15 protein-coding genes are annotated in these 17584 nt (G+C 45.7%); 9 read left to right on the forward strand and 6 right to left on the reverse strand.

Annotated elements, in window-relative coordinates; all coding sequences use genetic code 11:
• Positions 1-32: 32 nt before the first annotated feature.
• Positions 33-470, reverse strand: coding sequence for a hypothetical protein (locus tag COU47_03450; protein ID PIR69399.1), 438 nt, complete (start codon positions 468-470; stop codon positions 33-35).
• 96 nt (positions 471-566) lie between these two features.
• Between COU47_03450 and COU47_03455 the strand changes: the two genes are divergently transcribed.
• The gene (locus COU47_03455) at positions 567-1400 is read left to right on the forward strand and encodes an amino acid aminotransferase (GenBank protein PIR69400.1); all 834 of its coding nucleotides are present in this window, start codon (positions 567-569) and stop codon (positions 1398-1400) included.
• 180 nt (positions 1401-1580) lie between these two features.
• Here the strand turns inward: COU47_03455 and COU47_03460 are convergent, their stop codons facing one another.
• Positions 1581-1829, reverse strand: a complete 249-nt coding sequence (locus COU47_03460; GenBank protein PIR69401.1) for a hypothetical protein — start codon at positions 1827-1829, stop codon at positions 1581-1583.
• A 20-nt stretch (positions 1830-1849) separates the two neighbouring features.
• Here COU47_03460 and COU47_03465 point away from each other — a divergent pair, with 20 nt between their 5' ends.
• From COU47_03465 to COU47_03475, 3 genes are all read left to right on the forward strand, one after another.
• On the forward strand, positions 1850-4867 hold the full coding sequence (locus COU47_03465) for a hypothetical protein (GenBank protein ID PIR69402.1): 3018 nt from the start codon (positions 1850-1852) through the stop codon (positions 4865-4867).
• A gap of 71 nt (positions 4868-4938) precedes the next feature.
• Positions 4939-6039 (forward strand): endolytic transglycosylase MltG, encoded by a 1101-nt coding sequence (locus COU47_03470; GenBank protein PIR69403.1) that lies wholly within the window; start codon positions 4939-4941, stop codon positions 6037-6039.
• Positions 6040-6041: 2 nt separating this feature from the next.
• The gene (locus COU47_03475; GenBank protein PIR69404.1) at positions 6042-6950 is read left to right on the forward strand and encodes a hypothetical protein; all 909 of its coding nucleotides are present in this window, start codon (positions 6042-6044) and stop codon (positions 6948-6950) included.
• A gap of 30 nt (positions 6951-6980) precedes the next feature.
• On the opposite strand, the gene COU47_03480 is transcribed toward COU47_03475, so the two are convergent.
• Positions 6981-7199 carry a hypothetical protein gene (locus COU47_03480; GenBank protein PIR69405.1) on the reverse strand — a complete coding sequence of 73 codons (219 nt, stop codon included), beginning with the start codon at positions 7197-7199 and terminating at the stop codon, positions 6981-6983.
• Positions 7200-7252: 53 nt separating this feature from the next.
• Between COU47_03480 and COU47_03485 the strand changes: the two genes are divergently transcribed.
• Entirely contained in the window at positions 7253-8335 is a 1083-nt protein-coding gene (locus COU47_03485) for a tRNA 2-thiouridine(34) synthase MnmA (GenBank protein PIR69406.1), read from the forward strand.
• Here the strand turns inward: COU47_03485 and COU47_03490 are convergent.
• Genes COU47_03490 through COU47_03500 form a run of 3 tightly spaced genes read right to left on the reverse strand, consistent with a single transcriptional unit; the run spans position 8325 to position 13067 of the window.
• Entirely contained in the window at positions 8325-9287 is a 963-nt protein-coding gene (locus tag COU47_03490) for a D-alanine--D-alanine ligase (GenBank protein ID PIR69407.1), read from the reverse strand. The genes COU47_03485 and COU47_03490 overlap by 11 nt on opposite strands.
• A 2-nt stretch (positions 9288-9289) precedes the next feature.
• On the reverse strand, positions 9290-11140 hold the full coding sequence (locus COU47_03495; protein PIR69408.1) for a hypothetical protein: 1851 nt from the start codon (positions 11138-11140) through the stop codon (positions 9290-9292).
• Between the two features lies 1 nt (position 11141).
• A complete protein-coding gene (locus COU47_03500; protein ID PIR69409.1) occupies positions 11142-13067 on the reverse strand; it encodes a hypothetical protein in 1926 nt (641 codons plus the stop codon).
• Between the two features lie 142 nt (positions 13068-13209).
• On the opposite strand from COU47_03500, the gene COU47_03505 reads away from it, so the two are divergent.
• From COU47_03505 to COU47_03520, 4 genes are read left to right on the forward strand one after another with little or no spacing between them, the layout of a single operon-like run.
• Positions 13210-15633 (forward strand): hypothetical protein, encoded by a 2424-nt coding sequence (locus COU47_03505; protein ID PIR69410.1) that lies wholly within the window; start codon positions 13210-13212, stop codon positions 15631-15633.
• 8 nt (positions 15634-15641) lie between these two features.
• The gene (locus COU47_03510) at positions 15642-16199 is read left to right on the forward strand and encodes a hypothetical protein (protein ID PIR69411.1); all 558 of its coding nucleotides are present in this window, start codon (positions 15642-15644) and stop codon (positions 16197-16199) included.
• A gap of 6 nt (positions 16200-16205) precedes the next feature.
• Positions 16206-16853, forward strand: coding sequence for a hypothetical protein (locus COU47_03515; protein ID PIR69412.1), 648 nt, complete (start codon positions 16206-16208; stop codon positions 16851-16853).
• The gene (locus COU47_03520) at positions 16747-17556 is read left to right on the forward strand and encodes a hypothetical protein (protein PIR69413.1); all 810 of its coding nucleotides are present in this window, start codon (positions 16747-16749) and stop codon (positions 17554-17556) included. Before COU47_03515 ends, COU47_03520 begins: the two co-directional genes overlap by 107 nt.
• Positions 17557-17584 lie beyond the last annotated feature (28 nt).

Below are 17584 nucleotides of genomic sequence, written 5' to 3' on the forward strand. Positions count from 1 at the left end.
AGAAGGCAGACGGTAAACCGTCTGCCTTTTTATTAGGGAGTAATTATGTCTTGGAACGTCATATCTTCGGAAGGAAATTTTCCTGTATACATAAAATAAAAAATTTTCTCCAGAAGATTGAGCGTGTGTTCGGGGTGTTCTAAGGCGCTCGTTCCGTTTGTAATGTTCGTAATAATGTAGGGTGTTTTGAATCTTTTTTTCTCTTCCCTGATTTTTCTTAAAAGGGACGGATGAACGGCGCGTCCGTACTCTTTCATTTTTATGGCCAACATATCCTCCCTGATGTATATGTCAGGGATGACTGTAATCAGGGAGAGATGACAGCCGTCGATTTTTATGGGCATCCCTTTTAATTTCGACGAAAGTCTGGTGTTGAATTTGTGTGAGTTTTTGTCCTCACGGAATACTCCATAATAATGTTCCCGGAGTATTTTTAGCTGTTCGCGATACACATCCAACAGTGTTTCCATAAAGACTCCTCCTTGCTTTTCTCGCATGATAGCATATTTATTTTATTATGTCAAGGATTATGCTGCCTTACCACTTTCTTCTATAATGAGGGTACGATGATGGGAGCATATTGTTTTTTGAACGGACGCATAGTTCTTTGTAAACGCGCAGGAATGCCGCTGAACGACCTGGGAGTGCTTCGCGGGTATGGCGTATTTGATTTTTTGCGGACCTATAATAAAAAGCCCTTTTTGATGAAAGAGCATCTTGATAGGCTCGAGCAGTCTGCACGGCGCTTGCACCTTGCTATTCCGGTGCCGCGTGAAGACATAGAAAAAGCAGTCTATACGCTTATTCGCAAGAATGCTTTTCCGGAAACGAGCCTTCGTTTTGTGCTTACCGGAGGCATAAGTGCTACCGGATTTTTCCCCGAAGAAAAGCCGACATTTTTTATTCTCGCCGAAAAGTCAGAAGCAATGCCCGAATATATGTATCAGAGAGGCATTTCGGTTGTGACGCACGAATATCTCCGAGATATCCCCGAAGCAAAGACCAACAATTATATGATCGCGGTAAAGATGCGGAATTTGAAAAAGAACAAACGGTTCGTAGAAATGCTCTATATGTATCAAGGTAATATTCTTGAAGCAACCACGAGCAACATATTTTTTGTAAAAGGGAATACGCTTATTACGCCGAAAAAAAACATACTTGTGGGTACGACGCGGAATTTTGTTATCCGGCTCGCAAGAAAGGATTTTCGCATTGAGGAGCGGGATGTCCATATAGACGAGATTAAACAAGTATCCGAAGCATTCCTTACCGCAACGAATAAAGAAATTCTCCCCGTGGTACGCATAAACAAATATGTGATCGGGGATGGAAAAGTGGGGCTGCATACAAAAGAGCTCATGAGCAGATTCCGAGCACACACCGCCTCACTGAAATAAAAAACCGAGGATATTCTCGGTTTTTTTGATTTAATTGCTTGCTTGTTCGGGGTAGAACCCTTCCGGAATTGGCAGTGTTGCCGTATGCGCGGAAATATACGGACGTTTTTGGATTGGACGCGTATACTCCTCCAATCTCAATAATTTCGTGCCATGGCGATAGCATATTATTGACCAGCATCAGTGGCTGATGTTCCGTTGTTTCAATATCAAGGAATAAAAACGGAAATGATGAAGACATTGACAGCCCCCCTGTTTGCGTGTTTTTGTTTTTAAAAGTGCGCTTGAGATTATAGTATCATATTTCTTCATGCGTCCACGGTTGCACACATCTTTTTTTTGTCTTCTAATGAGGATTTTGTGGAAAAAGATTTTCTTTTCCGTATTTGCGTCGTGATATAATTGTATAAAGTGTCTGTTTTTTGACATAAAAAAAGAGGAGGTTCACTATGACCGAGTGGAGTTCAATAATTCCTCGTTTATTGAAGGTAATAATGTCGATATCGTACCGGGATGATTTGTTGGACGCGATACGGAACGATGCGGCGCTCAATTCCGCATTACAGGCAACTCCGTATGTAGCGTTTTTAAGCAAGCTGAATGCAGAGGAAAGAAAAGGATCTGACATAGGCAAGCAGTGGGCGAGCCTACCCAAGCGGGAGCCAAAAAAGGCAAAAAAGAAAGCAAGGCTATCGTCCGAAGCAGCAGCACTTGAAAAACGCATCAAATTAGAACTCGCTCAGTTTGTCCATAGTGGAAATATAAAAAGCGAGGACGATGTAGATGCGTTATACGAACAGATTCGGTCTTCCTTTGGGAAAGACATCAAGATAACGCAGTATCGTTTCGGAAAAAGGAAGTATAAATCGCTCATCGATGATCTTTTATGGACGGGCGGGAAAGACGGAACATTTACGGCGCTGAAAGAGATAGTCCGCAAGGATCTCCCTATTGAAAAGTTTTCCGAATATCATCCGCATATTCCTGTTTCATTGGTAGAAAAAAAGAAGCAGGAAATCTCTGGAGTGACGCAGACATCGCTTCCGGTGAAGCTATTGCCAGGAGTGGGGAGACTGACTGACGACATCCGCCATGCAGATGCCAATTTCAGCTTTCCCGGTAATTCGTATCATGAGCCGTTTGTGATATCGGGAGGAAAATCAGATTTTTCCTTTATCGTTATCAATGGCCCTCAGGTCGGCATGCAGTATAGCAAGGTTATTGCAGAGAATCCTGTTCGCTGTGCGCTTGCGCAGGCGGAACGGGACAAGTGCGATGCGGTGCTTCTTACGGGAACTATCGATGTGGATACGAAAAAGGCTGCGGGCCCCACAAAAGCGCTTCGCGCGCTCTTTTCGGGGAGAAATACGAATGTAGACATGTTAAATCCCATCTACCAGAAAGAGGCAAAGAGCATTTTAAGTGAGGCGATGGGGCGAGATATCGTCTATGAAACGACTGCGGAAATCTTCTCCAACCTGTTAAGCGGATGGAGAAAGATAACTATTCAGCCCGATGAGCAGCCAGAATTTAACGGTGATGTGTTTATCGTATTCGGTCCGAAAGAAGAAGAGATTATCTTGGCAGGTGCGTATTGGGAACTGCATTACAATACCATGCGCAAGATTGATCTTATCTTGGCGGAGATTAGCGTTGCCCGCAGCGGTCTTGCACGTGCGAAAAAAAACGGCAATACCCGGGAAGAACGTAAGTTGGAAAACAAACTTCTCGAACTTCAGGATCTGCGTACGCGTACGCGTATGACAAATGTGAGCGTTGAAGACTGGAAAAAGATGTACCGTAAGATGCTTGCGTTTGTTGTCCGCAGCTTTGAACAGACAATTCCGAACGCAAAAGTTATCAATAAAGGGACGACCTATCTGAAGGTAAATGGGTCAGTGTTTGAGATGCATATCCCGAGCACGCTCCAGGTAACTGACGCACTGCTTTCAAAATTCGTAGGGTCGTATGCACATGCGACATTGCGAAAGAGCTTTGCTGACACTGTTGTGATATGCCATCCGTATGCGATAAACCACCGGGTAACAGCGCGCGAAATAGATGCTGAGGGCAAACGCCGTTCGGCAGAGATTCATGTAGCGCCTATCTGTGTTGACGGTGTGATATTGCGCGACCGGATAAAGACCATAACAAAGAGTGTTCACGCAATACAGCGGGCAGTGTTCCATCCGTTGTTCAACCCCGGGGTGCTGAAGTTCCGTTGCGCCAAGGGGCTCATCACGACAAGCATGTTCGGTATTGATGCGCTTCGCAAGCATCTTCGTATTCTTTCCGGCGCGGAAAGCAAAACCAAAATAGCAGATAAATATATTTATCTGTTTGTGGGGACTGATCCGCACTGGGGGAGCAGAAGCAAAGAATTTATCTGGTGCGACGAAAGGCGCGAGTATCTCGGCATGACCGAATGCGCGTTTCATCTGCTCCGGAAATACCGCAATATGAAATCTTTGGGTGTTCACATGTTCGTTTCTAATGACGACATTACCCAGGGACATCATTTCCCTTCGCAAAAACAGCCGCACCAAAACCAGATGCCGTATGACTTCTTTGAAAAGAAATGGGGTGAGGCGATTGCTGAGGCTGAAAAAGTAGCGGAGAATAACGATCCGAAAGCGTTGTTCAAATTGCTTCGGGATATGAGAGATCTTTCGCTAGACCAGATTCGCGTGCGCGGTATTGATTGGGTGCGTGACCAGCTTGAAGAGGTCCTATACCGCCACCTAAAACCGAATGTCGATATATTTGACGGCATTCTTTCATCGGGAACGCGCGCAGGGCTTATAGTGAAAGGCGCGTCTCATTATCTGCAGACGCAGTTTGACCGGAGGGATATTGGTCTCATTAATTTCGGCGACGGAAACCATTTTTCAAAGACGACAGACAGGAATCTTATGGAAAATACCATCGTTGCGCAGTACCTGCGGCTCCTGCTGGGTCAGATGAAAAAATGGGAAAAAGAAAAAGATCTTCTCGATGCCCTTGTCCGCGATCCGATACACGGCAATCAGTTTATCGGCTGGGGAACGGTAGAAGCGCCTGGCGGATATGTATGGGCGTTCGATCTCCGGAGCTCTCCTACGGGACTGGGAATTGATTGGAATGATCCGTTCCTGAAAATGTCACGCAATGACATGAAGCGCGGAAACTTTACGCGGTTTTTTGAGAACAAGTATACGGTCAAGGTGGTAGGTGATAAGCATTTCTACACGACACAATGCACCGCTCAGGCACTGTATCTCATGGGACCGCCGGGGACATCTACGGATGTATACGGTGAGCTTGGTTTTCCGCCGAATAATACGGGAATTCTTTTTGTAGGACTTCCGGCGGAAGGTCCTGATGCCGGGCCAATTCTTTTCCGGCCGCTCCTGTATGATCGTCTGCGCGAATATATAGAAGAGAAAAAACCATTTGATTGGGATTCATTCCTCCCCAATCCGTTATAAAACTGTAAAGCAGGATTTCCTGTGATATAGTAAAGAGAGTCCCACCGGACTCTCTTTTTATATATGCGTCTATGGATATCGTAGCGAAGATGAAACGAGAATACCGCATTTATGAACGGTTGCGCCACAAGCGTACGCTGTGGATTGCCGGTAGCGCGCTATTTGTTCTCTGGTTTGTGATTACATCAATCACGCTTTTTTTGCCTCCGTATGATTTTCCGAGCGATAAGATATTTGATGTGGAAGACGGAAAGGGGTTGCAGCAGATCTCAAAAGAATTAAAAGAAAACGACGTTATCCGTTCTGCGTCGCTTTTTTCTTTTTTAATAAAACTATTCGGGCATGAGCGGAGTATTAAAGCGGGTCTCTACTATTTTGAACAGCCGCTTTCTTTGGTAGACATTATGTACCGTCTTACGGACGGCAATTATGAAGTCACGCCGTTTCGGGCAACGATTAAAGAGGGGGCGACTATTTATGGGATGGGTCTTTTTTTTGAAGAGCGCGGTTTTTTTTCTGCTAACGCATTCTGGCATGCGGCAGGCCTGCATCCCGATCATTACGGTAATGACGGCGAATATCTACCGCTAGAAAATGATTATAGTATGAAATCAGATCTCGTAAGCAAGCGGCCCACAGGAGAGGGGCTTGAGGGATTTTTGTTTCCGGACACATATTTTTTCCCGCCCGGCGTAACGCCGGAAGGGGTTGTGCATGCCATGCTTGAAAATTTTGATAGAAAGATAGTGCCCGATATTCGTGCAGAAATAGATCAACAGGGGAAGTCATTTTATGATGTTCTGATTATGGCGTCTATTATTGAGCGGGAAGCGCTGAACGGGGACGACGGGAAGATTATCTCAGGTATTCTATGGAAACGTCTTGCGAGCGACTACCCGTTGCAGGTGGATGCAGTTCTTTCGTATATTACGGGGCGCGGTTCGTTTGCTTTGAGTGCGGATGATCTTGATATTGATTCTCCATATAATGTATATAGGCGGATTGGTTTGCCGCCCACTCCCATATCAAATCCCGGGATAGAGGCAATAGAAGCGGCGCTCTACCCGGAAGAAACGGATTACTGGTATTATTTGCATGATGCGGAGGGGCGTGCGCATTACGCGCGTACATTTGATGAACATAAAGAAAATAAAATAAAATATTTGAGATAAATATGAGTGTATTCAAGCAGCACGGCGTTACCATAGGACTTGTGTGCGTTACTCTTCTAGCGCTTTTGTTTGCGTATCAAGGCAGAACAGGAGCAAAAAACGCATTATTGGAGTTAGAACACATTTCACTTGCGCTTACCGGGCGCATAGCAGACCTGGACGCACTGATTGAAATGCAGGGCTATCAAATCCGTTCACTAAGAGAAGAGGGTTTTATAGAAGGGGATAGCTTCCCTGCGCATGCTGAAACAGTTTCTAGAGCAACTGTCATTATCATTGATGAAGGGAGTGATATCGGTTCAGGATTTTTTATTGATTCAGGGGGCGTTATTGTAACCGCAGCGCATGTTATTGACGCTGCAGGAGATGGTTTTCAGGTACAAACATATGATGGCAGGACATTCGCAGGGAAAACGATAGCAAAAGATAGTAGCGTAGACATTGCGCTTGTGCGTATTGCAGGAGAAGATTTTCCTTCGGTGGCATTGGGCTATTTTCAAAATATTGAAATTGGAGAAGAAATAGGTATCGCGGGGTTTAATCGCGGGCTTTCGCGCATCCTCGTCCACAGAGGCGTTGTGTCTTCAAAGGATGAAGAGGGAGGCACAAAGCAGATAAGTATCAATGCATTTGTGAATAAGGGAAACAGCGGAGGTCCAATTTTTTCTGCGCTCACCGGGCGCGTGATAGGCATGGTGCAGGCGCGCCAAATTGATATTCCCAGCGAGAAACTTATCATACTTCCCCCGAACTATTCCTCGGGATTTGCGATTGGGGGGCTTGATCCGGTAAAGTTCAATGTAGAGCTCTATAATGAAACAGTGGCGCTTGTAGGCGATGTCTCGCAGGTAGGCATAGGATTTGGAGTAGCAAGCGAGCATATACGCGCCCTCGAGCAAAAAATAAAATAGGACGCACGTGTGTGTCCTATTTTTTCTTATTTATCTTGGGAATCTCCCGAGTTGTCCGCATTGGTTGAAAAAATGGAAGAGCAGTATTGGGAGCCATCCCAAAAACCATTTTCTTAAAAGTTTTCTTTGCTCTTCAACGGGTGTCGTTTTGCGTTTTTTTCTTTTTGCGATAGCGATGCCTGTAGTAATAATGATTCCTACAAAGAGGTAAAGGACGATGCCTATAAGTATTTTATCCGCGAAGCTCATTATGCTATCTCCTTGAATTTATTTGGTTTTTACCGTATCATGAGTGCACTAATATGTCAATGAATGCAGTAAAGAAAAAGGTGTTTGTGGCGCTTTCCGGCGGAGTAGATTCGTCGGTCGCGGCTTTGCTGCTTGCGCAAAGCGGGAAATATGAAGTGATTGGTGCGCATATGAAATGTTGGAGTGAGGGCGCGTATTGTACATCGGAGCAGGATGCTGAAGATGCGCGGCGTGTCGCCGAAATATTGAATATCCCGTTTTACGCATTTGATCTTGAGAAAGAATACCGTGCATCAGTATACGAATATATGGTGCGTGAATACAAGGCGGGGCGCACACCAAACCCTGATGTTATGTGCAATAAAGAGATTAAATTCGGCATATTTTTACAAAAAGCGCTGTCTTTGGGGGCGGATTATATTGCTACCGGACACTATGTACGGGGAGACGAACATAATGGCGTGCATACGCTTTCTATCGCCGGAGACCAACACAAGGACCAAAGTTATTTTTTATGGACATTAACGCAAGAACAATTACGTCACGCACTTTTTCCACTGGGGGAGCACACAAAAGACAAAGTGCGGGAGAAGGCGCGTGAATTCGGATTGCCGACTCATGCAAAGAAAGATTCGCAAGGGCTTTGTTTCGTGGGCGATATTGATTTTCGTTCATTTATGCAGGAAATTTTGCCGAAGCGCGAGGGGCAGGTTCTTACTGCCGCAGGAAAAGAGATTGGGACGCATGAAGGAGCGGAATTTTATACGATAGGACAGCGGCATGGCATAGGTATCGGCGGAGGTATCCCATACTATGTTATTTCTACGGATGTACGGACAAATACGATAACAGTGGCGGAGGGTCCGTATGAAGAAGCGTTATTTGCATCAGAGACATATGTAGCCGATATTCATTGGATTGCCGGACGCGCCCCCGTGTTGCCTTTGAAGTGTGATGTGCGCATACGATACAGGCAACCGCTTCAAAAAGCGACAATAGTCCATGATGGAGATCGTATCAAAGTAGAATTTGAGAGTCCGCAGAGAGCTGTAACACCCGGCCAGTCCGTTGTTTTATATGCAACGGAAGAATCGTCTGTCGGCAGACAGATGCTCGGAGGAGGAGTTATTTCTTAATGGCGAGACGCACAATATGATCTAGGAGAGCGGGGAATGAAAGCCCTATTGCTTCTGCAGATTTTGGCAATAGTGACTCTGATGTTAGTCCCGGAAGAGTGTTTATTTCTAATACCCACACGGTGTCGTTTGCGAGCATCATGTCGGTCCGCGAATAATGCCTGCACCCAAGCGCTTTGTGCGCACGGATAGCCGCATCTTGTATGTGTGTTTTTTCGCGCGGGGAAAATCTCCCCGGGCATATTTCCTGCGTTGAGCCGTCGTATTTGCATTGATAATCAAAAAATTTTCCTTTTGGAGGGATTATTTCTATGACGGGAAGCGCATAATATGTTTCTTCCCGGAAGTTTTCAAGCACACCGCATGTTGCCTCTCTCCCGTTAATGTATTTTTCTACCAGTGCTGCTGAATCAATGCGGAGTGCTTCGGTGAGGGCGTCCGCAAGATTTGGGAGCGTGCGCACGATACTGACTCCTACTGATGAGCCTTTCCCTGCGGGCTTAACTACCCAGGGAGGAGCCATTGCCCTATGCACTACGCGGCAGGTGTCTTCAACATCGTCTTCTGGTTTTACTAGGATTGACGGCAGTACTTTGAGTCCCGCACGCGAGAGCAGTTCTTTTGCCACGTTTTTTTTCATGGCAAATCGGGACGCGATAGCGTCCGAACCGGTATACGGAATGGCGTGCCGTTCAAGAATTTTTTGCACTGTTCCGTCTTCCCCATATTCGCCGTGCATCGCATTGAATGCGACATCAACATGCCGGAGAATTGTTTCAGGGGAGCGGACAATCCCTTTGTGGTGCCATTCTCCGTCGCGGGAAATGAATATATCTATGCCTTTATACATCCCTTCAGGGAGGCTTCTCAAAACATTTTCGCCGGTTTTCAGCGAAACATCATATTCGGAAGACGGCCCTCCCCGTAGTATGCCGACGGTTATTTTTGCCATGGTTAGTTATCAAGATTATAAATGAATATCGATTTTCCTGCACGAGCGATGGGGGTTTTACCGCGAAGCCAATCATAGCGGTCTTGTTTCGGGATATCGAATCCCTTTACTGTGGTGCCCCATGCGGTTTGCCGGAGCGTTATTGAAATTGCAAACCACCCTCCGTCCGGTTCTCCTTTTGCCGAATACCATTCCTCGTACGCATCGCCTAGGTAATACCGCGGCGAGCCGCCCCCGAAGTAATTTAGGCGTATATGACTAATTTCTTGTTCGTCCACAAATGCTTTGAGCCGTTTTAAGTCCTGCCCCCAGTCATAGTTGGAATCGACAATATAGGAGTATCCATTGTCAGTACCTCCTGCAAGCGCGTTGTAATAAGAAAGATAATTCGGGAAGGCAAAAAGAACAGTGCCCGCCATCCATAGTAATAAGATGGAAACACACAGGAACTTAGGAATGCGCTTCATCATCATTTCATATAATGATATGAGCCACTCTCTTATCGTCTGCGGGTCGGTAAAGGTGACATGATGGGTCCAGCGGACAATTTCACGCGCTACGATAAGAAAGATAAATGGAAATGTCGGCAAAACATGGCGTACGCCGATATTCAGGGGGCTTGCAATAGAACTTATCCAATAGATAACAACGAATAGTCCGCTTCCGGTAAGTACAAAGTTGTCGCGCATCCATTCAAGAGTAGAGGAAACTGCTTTTTCATGGCTCCGCGCAACCATAACCAAGAATAATATAAGCGCAAGTACTGTCAGGAGATGGAACGCAAGCTGTTCTTTTAGAAGATATGCGACCGGAAAATAATCAAGCCAGCCGTTATTGGTAACTTCGCCCAAAAAGTATGTGGTATTCCCGTGCGTGCCGCGATTAACAACCATAAGGAGACCATGAGCGTATTGCGTGAGCGGGCGCAGCAGCGGGACTTCGCTTAATTGTATGAGCGTTTGTGCAACCGGCTGGAAGCGGACATCTTTTAAGTTAGACTGCATATCCCGTATCTGTATGTCTGGGGGGTAGTGCCAAACATGGAACGCGTATACCGCGTATATAAGCACAAGGCCAATCAGCCCTATCAGAATGAGATTGCCAAGCAGCCGGGCTTCGTGTTTCAAAAAATGCACAAGCCGTTTTGGGAAAGAAGATAAGGAGCGCATATGGTCAAGGTGTGCTAGCAATATCCAGAGCGTCCCTAGAACCACAAATAACGGGATGAGGAGCACGAGGGAGAATTTAAGCAATTGAGCTACCCCAAAAGCAACACCGGCAATGCAGAGGTTTTTTTTGGTGGAGGATGAGAGATATCTAAAAAATGATGCGAGCCCTATAAAAAATGCAAAGGCCGCTGCAAGATCAGTAGTGACATATCGGGCATGCGCGATAATGGTTGGCGAAGTGACGAAAAAGAATAGTGAGAGCAAACCCACCTTCTCGCCATACAAGCTTGAAGCCCAGCGATAGAACAGCCATCCAAACAGCATGGCTAGAAGCATGAGTGGGAGACGGGCCCAAAAAAGAATTTGATCGGGGTTATTTCCTGATTCGTACAAGAACACGGATCCCATTATCCATTGGCCGTTTACATCTGTTTCCCAGGCGGGAATATCAGTGGGGAAGTTTAAATGCAAAAATAAAAGCGGGATTCCTGCGAGGTCTTTTGCAAGCGGAGGATGTTCGGGATTGAGCCGGTAGTCTTGCTCGGCTATATACGAATATGACGCAGGAATATGCGCCAACTCATCCATGATTGCTGATTCCGGGAGTGCAGAAAAGAGCGTCACGACAAAAAGTGCCGCAAGCATGAAAAGAGCTATTGAGTGTGATATGCGATGATTAATCATATTATTTTCTCATGATGAGGTATCCAGTTTCCGGAGAAATGCTAAGTCCCGGGATCTGCTCTCGCAAGCGGAGACGTAGCATTTCATCTTTCTCAAGCATGGCGACAATACAGCTATCGGCGCACGCGATATCCCCGATATCTTCCGGATATAGATAGGTAATGTGTTTTTCAGTTTGTTTTTCTTTACTCCAGCTGTCAGTAACGAACATGATTGACTGAGAAGGCATCGGGAGACTGCGGGTGTCGCCGGGGACGGGTATGCGTACTCCGTCTGCGTTTATTATAATATATTTTTCTATTTCTTGAGGCTGAGCATTCAGCCATCGTCCAATCTCAGTATAGTTAGTGCTAAATGCGTCATATACCTCAACATTCGAGCCCCATCGAAGGACATATTGATTGAATGCCTGCAACGCGCCTGCCAGAAAAAACACAATAAGGAGAAACACCAATTCTTTGCGAATTCTGTGAAGCTGGCGTGCCGCGTGCGGGACCGCGCGTTCTTTTTGGGCAAGCCATCCGCCGATATTATGCATGACTGATGAGAGTGCGTGCGCAGAAATCATCATAACAGGCGGGATGACAAGCAGGGCGCGGAGCGCATGTGGGATGCCCTCGTTAGAAAATATAACCGGAAGCAGCCCCAATATAATCCACCCAAAAAGAAAAAGAGATATCTGCCAGTGTTTTTTTCTGCGCAAGGAAGATGCGTGCATCACAATGCCTAATGCAAATAATATTCCCACAGGGAACCATAGCTCCGGAGCGCCCGAAACATTATGTCTCCAATTGCCGTCACCCTGAAACCAAAACATGCCAAATGTCTGTAATGTATTTTCGATGATGGTGCTGATGGGGGAGGGCGTGTCAAAAACGGAAATTTGTGCCGTGCGTCCCAAAAAGTCCGTTGGGTGGTTTAAGAAATATACGCCGAGCGGAAGCGCTGCGATAACAGCGAAGAACAAAAAAAGAGCAAACGAACACCACATGCATCCTTGTTTCCCAAAACCCCGGAGCCCTTGTTCTTTCCATATCTTGATAAATGGGATAGCTAATAAGAGCGGCATGACACGGTAAGCGATGTATGAATGAAATCCTCCTCCGAAAAAGATGCCGCCTGCGGCAGCAGCGAGTGTCTTTTTTGTGTCAGAAAGGTCTTTTCTAAATGTGAGCCACAAGAAATAAAACCCGAATGTCAGAAAGAACGGAGCCATAATTGCACGAAATCCGATGCGCGAAAAATTAATATGCCAGAATGATGTTGCAAGGAAGAATGCGGCGATGAGCGCTATGAGTTCCGCCCGTTCTTTATGCGTTTCGCGGAACAGCTCTTTTGTAAGGAGATATGTGCCAAGAACGGTAAGAATGCCAAAGAGCGCTGATAGCAGGTGAAGCACCCATATATTGTTTCCGAACAACGAAAATATTCCTGCGGCAAGTATAATGTAAAGCCCTTCTCTTCCGTTGTTCTCGCTATAGAACATTTGAGGGGATCCGGTGTCTAATGTCTGGATTGCATTATTGCCGTTCATCGCTTCGTCCGGGTATATGCCGGGCGGTATGTCGGCCAGATCAAATGTCCGTAAAAAAACAGCAACCAGGAGGACGCAGAGGAGCAATATAATGTGTAACTTTTGCATATATCTATTATAATAGAGAAATATGAATACTACACCGGAACGGCCCTTCTCTTCTCCGCAGGAAGAAATCCAGTGGCTGAGAGGCCAGCTTGAATCAAAAACCAGCCCTGAACAGAATGAACCCACCCTCTCCAAGGAAGCGGCTAAGGAAATATTGCATGAAGTGGTAGAAAAAGCATCACAGCCGTCGGAGTCATACGCATTGCCCGATAGCGATATTAAAAAAAAGGCAGAAAGCATGGAGCAAGAGGAGCACCATGAACAAATAGATGAACTTATGGCCATTGCTCAAGAAAAAGGCATTATATCTGCCTTGAAGGTTGCCCGCAGCATTGGCAATCCTCATATTCTTGATGATTTTCATGATCATTTGATAGAGATTCTGTTGTTTCAGGATGATTCACAGTCATCTTCATCATAAAAACATATGATGCTTATATATGGCATTGTTGCATATCTTCCATTCCTCATAGTAGGCGTTATCGCCATCGGAGTTGTGCTTTATTTTGTAAATCATATGCGCACTCGGCGCCAGCTGGAGCGTTCGTTACAGTTTGTGTTGTATGAGGTCACATTCTCGGAAGAGGAATCTCCCGTAGGGGAGGGGGGCTTTAAGAATTTCATTTCTGTGATGGAGCAGTTTTATAGCGGCATGAGCGCGATCAGCGAAGCAAAAGTCCCATGGGGCATTGGAAAAAATTTTTATGTGCTGGAACTTGCGTTACCCGACATAGGGGAGGAGACCACATTTTATGTCGGCATGCAGCATGCCCATCGGCGTATTTTCGAAAAGCAGCTCGAAAGTCTTTTCCCGCATGCTCGGGCGGAAGTCGTCCAGCATGATTACAATATTTTTAACGCGGAAGGCGCAAGCAAGGGCGCGGTCATAACGCTGTCGAAAAATTTTGCGCTTCCGGTGCGCACCTACGACAAACTGGAAGCCGACCCGCTGGAGGTGCTTGCAAATGCTTTTTCTAAATTGAAGAAAAAGGGAGAAGGAGCGGCTCTTCAAATTATTGTAGAGCCCGCAGAAAAAGAAGTGGTCCGGAAAATACACAAAGCGCGCGAAATGCTTTTAGAGGGCAATTCTCTTTCGCAAAGCGAGGCGAGCGGATGGATGGGAGAGCTTTCAAGAACATTTCGTATATTTTCCAGCTCATCATCTTCAGTAAAGAAAAAAGAAGACCCAAAACAGCGGGTGTATGAGGAGGCGGTAAAATTGGTGGAAGAAAAAATGAATTCCCCCCTCTTTAAAGTAAACATACGCATCATCACTTCTGCCCCCACCGAAGAAGAAGCAGGCGGCATTTTAAAAGAGATATCGTCAGCGTTTCTTCAGTTTTCGGAACCCCAAGGAAATCAATTTATGGTACAAGACATAAAACGATCGAAATTGCAGGAATTCTTTTATCTGTTTTCGTTTCGTATGTTTTCGGGGGCGTCGGCTTCATATATAAACGCTCGTGAGCTTACGAGCGTTTATCACTTTCCGTACGGCGCGGTTTCTGCACCAAGGTTAAAAACTCTTAAGTCAAAAGATGCGCCCGCTCCGGCAAATCTTCCCCAGGAAGGGATTCTTTTGGGCACAAATTCATTCCGTGGAGAGTATCTCCCGGTGCGCATGAAGCTTGATGACCGCAGGCGGCATCAGTATATCATCGGGCAGACAGGAACCGGAAAGTCCGAATTTATGAAAAACATGATCCGCCAGGATATCGAGATCGGGCAGGGGATTTGCGTTATCGATCCGCACGGAGATATGGTGAGCGATATTTTAGGGCAGATTCCTGAAGAGCGTGTTCAGGATGTGATTTATTTTGATCCGGGGAATGTAGATATGCCTATGGGACTTAATTTTCTTGAATATGACGAGCGTTATCCCGAACAAAAAACATTTGTTGTTGATGAACTTCTGGCTATATTTAATAAACTCTACAATATGGAGCTTGCGGGTGGGCCAATGTTTGAGCAATATTTCAGGAATGCCGCACACTTGGTTCTTGAAGACCCGTCATCCGGCAATACCTTATTAGAAATTATCCGTGTGCTTTCTGATAAAGCATTCCGGGATTACAAACTCTCCCGGTCAAAAAATCCTTTGGTGAATGCGTTTTGGAAAGAGATTGCTGAAAAGGCAGGAGGGGAGCACGCGCTTCAGAATATGATCCCGTATATCACTTCAAAATTTGATACATTCCTTTCAAACGAGATTATGCGCCCTATTATTGCGCAACAGCACTCCGCGTTCCAGATGCGCGATGTAATGGATAACGGCAAGATACTACTAGTAAATCTTTCCAAGGGCCGTGTGGGTGAGACAAACTCTGCCTTATTGGGGTTGGTTATCGTCGGCAAAATTCTTATGGCGGCATTTTCCCGGGCAAGCGAAACGCATCAGGAACAGCGGCGGGATTTTTTCTTGTACTTGGATGAGTTTCAAAGCATTACTACGCCCTCTATCGCAACCATTCTTTCGGAAGCACGCAAATATAAGCTCAATCTCATTATGGCGCATCAATTTATCGGCCAGCTATCCGAAGATATACGGAAATCCGTCTTCGGCAATGTCGGGACAATGGTCTCATTCCGCATCGGAAGAGAAGACGCCGAAATCATTGAGAAGCAGTTTGAGCCGGTATTTTCGGCGCACGATCTCACAAACATAGAGAATTTTCAGGCATATATTAAAATGCTTATAGGCGGGCAAACAGCAAAGCCGTTCAATATTCGGACATTCCCTCCGAAAGAAAGCAATGCGGTTGAGGCTGAAGCAATCAAAGAATTGTCCTCCCAGAAATATGGTCGTCCCCGGAAAGAGATAGAGGAGGAAGTTATGAGGCGATACCAATAATCAGCACTATGTTTGTTCCATCATTATTGCAGGCGTTTTCTAATATTAGGGGCGTTTTGACTGCGGATGTCTCAATCTGGCTTTTGCTTACACCGCTTGTTGTGCTGTGGGTTGCTACCGAATTTTACTATGGAGAATACAAGCGTGAGCAGTTTGGATTTTCATCCGCGTTAACATCAGGCATGTCTCTGGTGTGGGTGAGCCTTGTTGCTGTGCGGGTGCTTTTTCTCTTTGATAGAGAAGGAGGCATATTTGCTTTGTTTGAGACATGGATACTTCTGGCATTCGTGCTGTACGGATTATTTATTGTGTATGCATCCTTCACGCATATTGTTACGCTTCGGGCGATGGGGAAGGTTGCGGCACCCTCCCTTTTGTATTTTCTTTCCATTGTTGCGGTTATCTTGGGGGAAGGAACGCTTGCGCTTAACTATTATATCCTTCTCGCGTTTAGCATTGTTTTTATTGTATTAGTTGCATTCTTTTTTATTATTAAACGATATTTTTTGGGACTGCGCGGCGATATTGAGCGGGTCAAAGAAGCCGGCAGCAAACCAAAGATGTAAATATTTATGGAGCAGCGATTTTTAGCGAAGGATTACATATTAGCATTTTTTTCTGGGCTTTTAACCGGACTTTTACTCTTGCCGGTGCTCCGGAATCTTGATGCCGGTATCCCATACCAGTCATGGGTTCTTCTTGTCGGGTTCCCGTTTTTGATGATATTCGGCCTTTTTGTGGGAGGGGTGCTGTCGCGGTGGGTGCGTATCTTTTTTCAGGCAAGCAAGTTTGCGGTAACTGGGTTTTTGAATATGGCGGTTGATTTTGGGGTGTTGAACCTTCTTATATCGTTTACCGGCATAAGTATGGGGGCATATTTTTCAGTATTCAAAGGCGCATCGTTTATCGTTGCAAATATCAATAGTTATTTCTGGAACAAATTTTGGACATTCCGGAAAAAGATTCCGGCGCATTTGGAATCTCTCGAATCGGTTCCCGGCGCGCAGAAGCAGGCGCCAAAAGAATATGCCCAGTTCTTCATCGTGAGCGTTATCGGTCTTTTGATAAATGTCGGTGCGGCAACACTGGTGGTCAATGTTGTCGGTGCGCAATTTGACTTGGGCGCAAACGCATGGGCAAATGTCGGTGCGGTTGCCGGTTCTGCTGCAGGACTTTTGTGGAACTTTATCGGCTACAAACTCATCGTATTTAAATCATAATGTTTCTTTTTGGTGTGTGATTGAGGCGCATCCTATAACTACAAAATCCTGTGTTCGCTGCGAGGATGAGTTTTTGGGTGAGGCGTGGAGAAACGCGTGCTGGGACTGTTACGAATATGTTGTAGAGGGGCAGGAATTTTTTACGGAACGCATTATCTCTGACGACGCTCCCCGCCATTACGAGAACGGATTTTTCCTTTGGGAGAAAGAAGACAAGGGCTATTACTGGTTCTCTCCCGATGAGCGCTGCGTATTGGTGCCTGAAAAATTTCACGAGTCAAAAACGCTTAAGCAGGTGATGCGTAAGCGCGCGTTACGATACACCGAAAACGAGCACTTTGATAAGGTTATGCTTTTGTGCAGAAACGCGCACATAAAAGACGGCGTGTGGCTTACGAATGAATTTATCCATCTGTTCTCCGATTTGTTCGGGAAGGGGTGCGCGTATTCAATTGAGGTGTGGGACGGTGACGATATTATCGGGGGGCTATTCGGGCTTCGCATGCCGTCATATCGTTCCGTAGAATCTATGTTCAGCATACAAAATGATATGTCAAAACTCGCCTTACGCCATGTATGTAGCCTTGAGCGGGGGCATAGGAGCATTATTGATCTTCAGATGGCCTCCAGGCACCTATTATCACTTGGTGCTGATGTTATTTCTCGTGATGAGTTTTTGTATCACATCAAAAAAACACCATAAACGGCTTTATTGAGTATGGGTACAAAAT

It is taken from the genome of Candidatus Niyogibacteria bacterium CG10_big_fil_rev_8_21_14_0_10_46_36, assembly GCA_002772995.1.
In the GTDB taxonomy this organism is placed as follows: domain Bacteria; phylum Patescibacteriota; class Minisyncoccia; order 1-14-0-10-42-19; family 1-14-0-10-42-19; genus 1-14-0-10-46-36.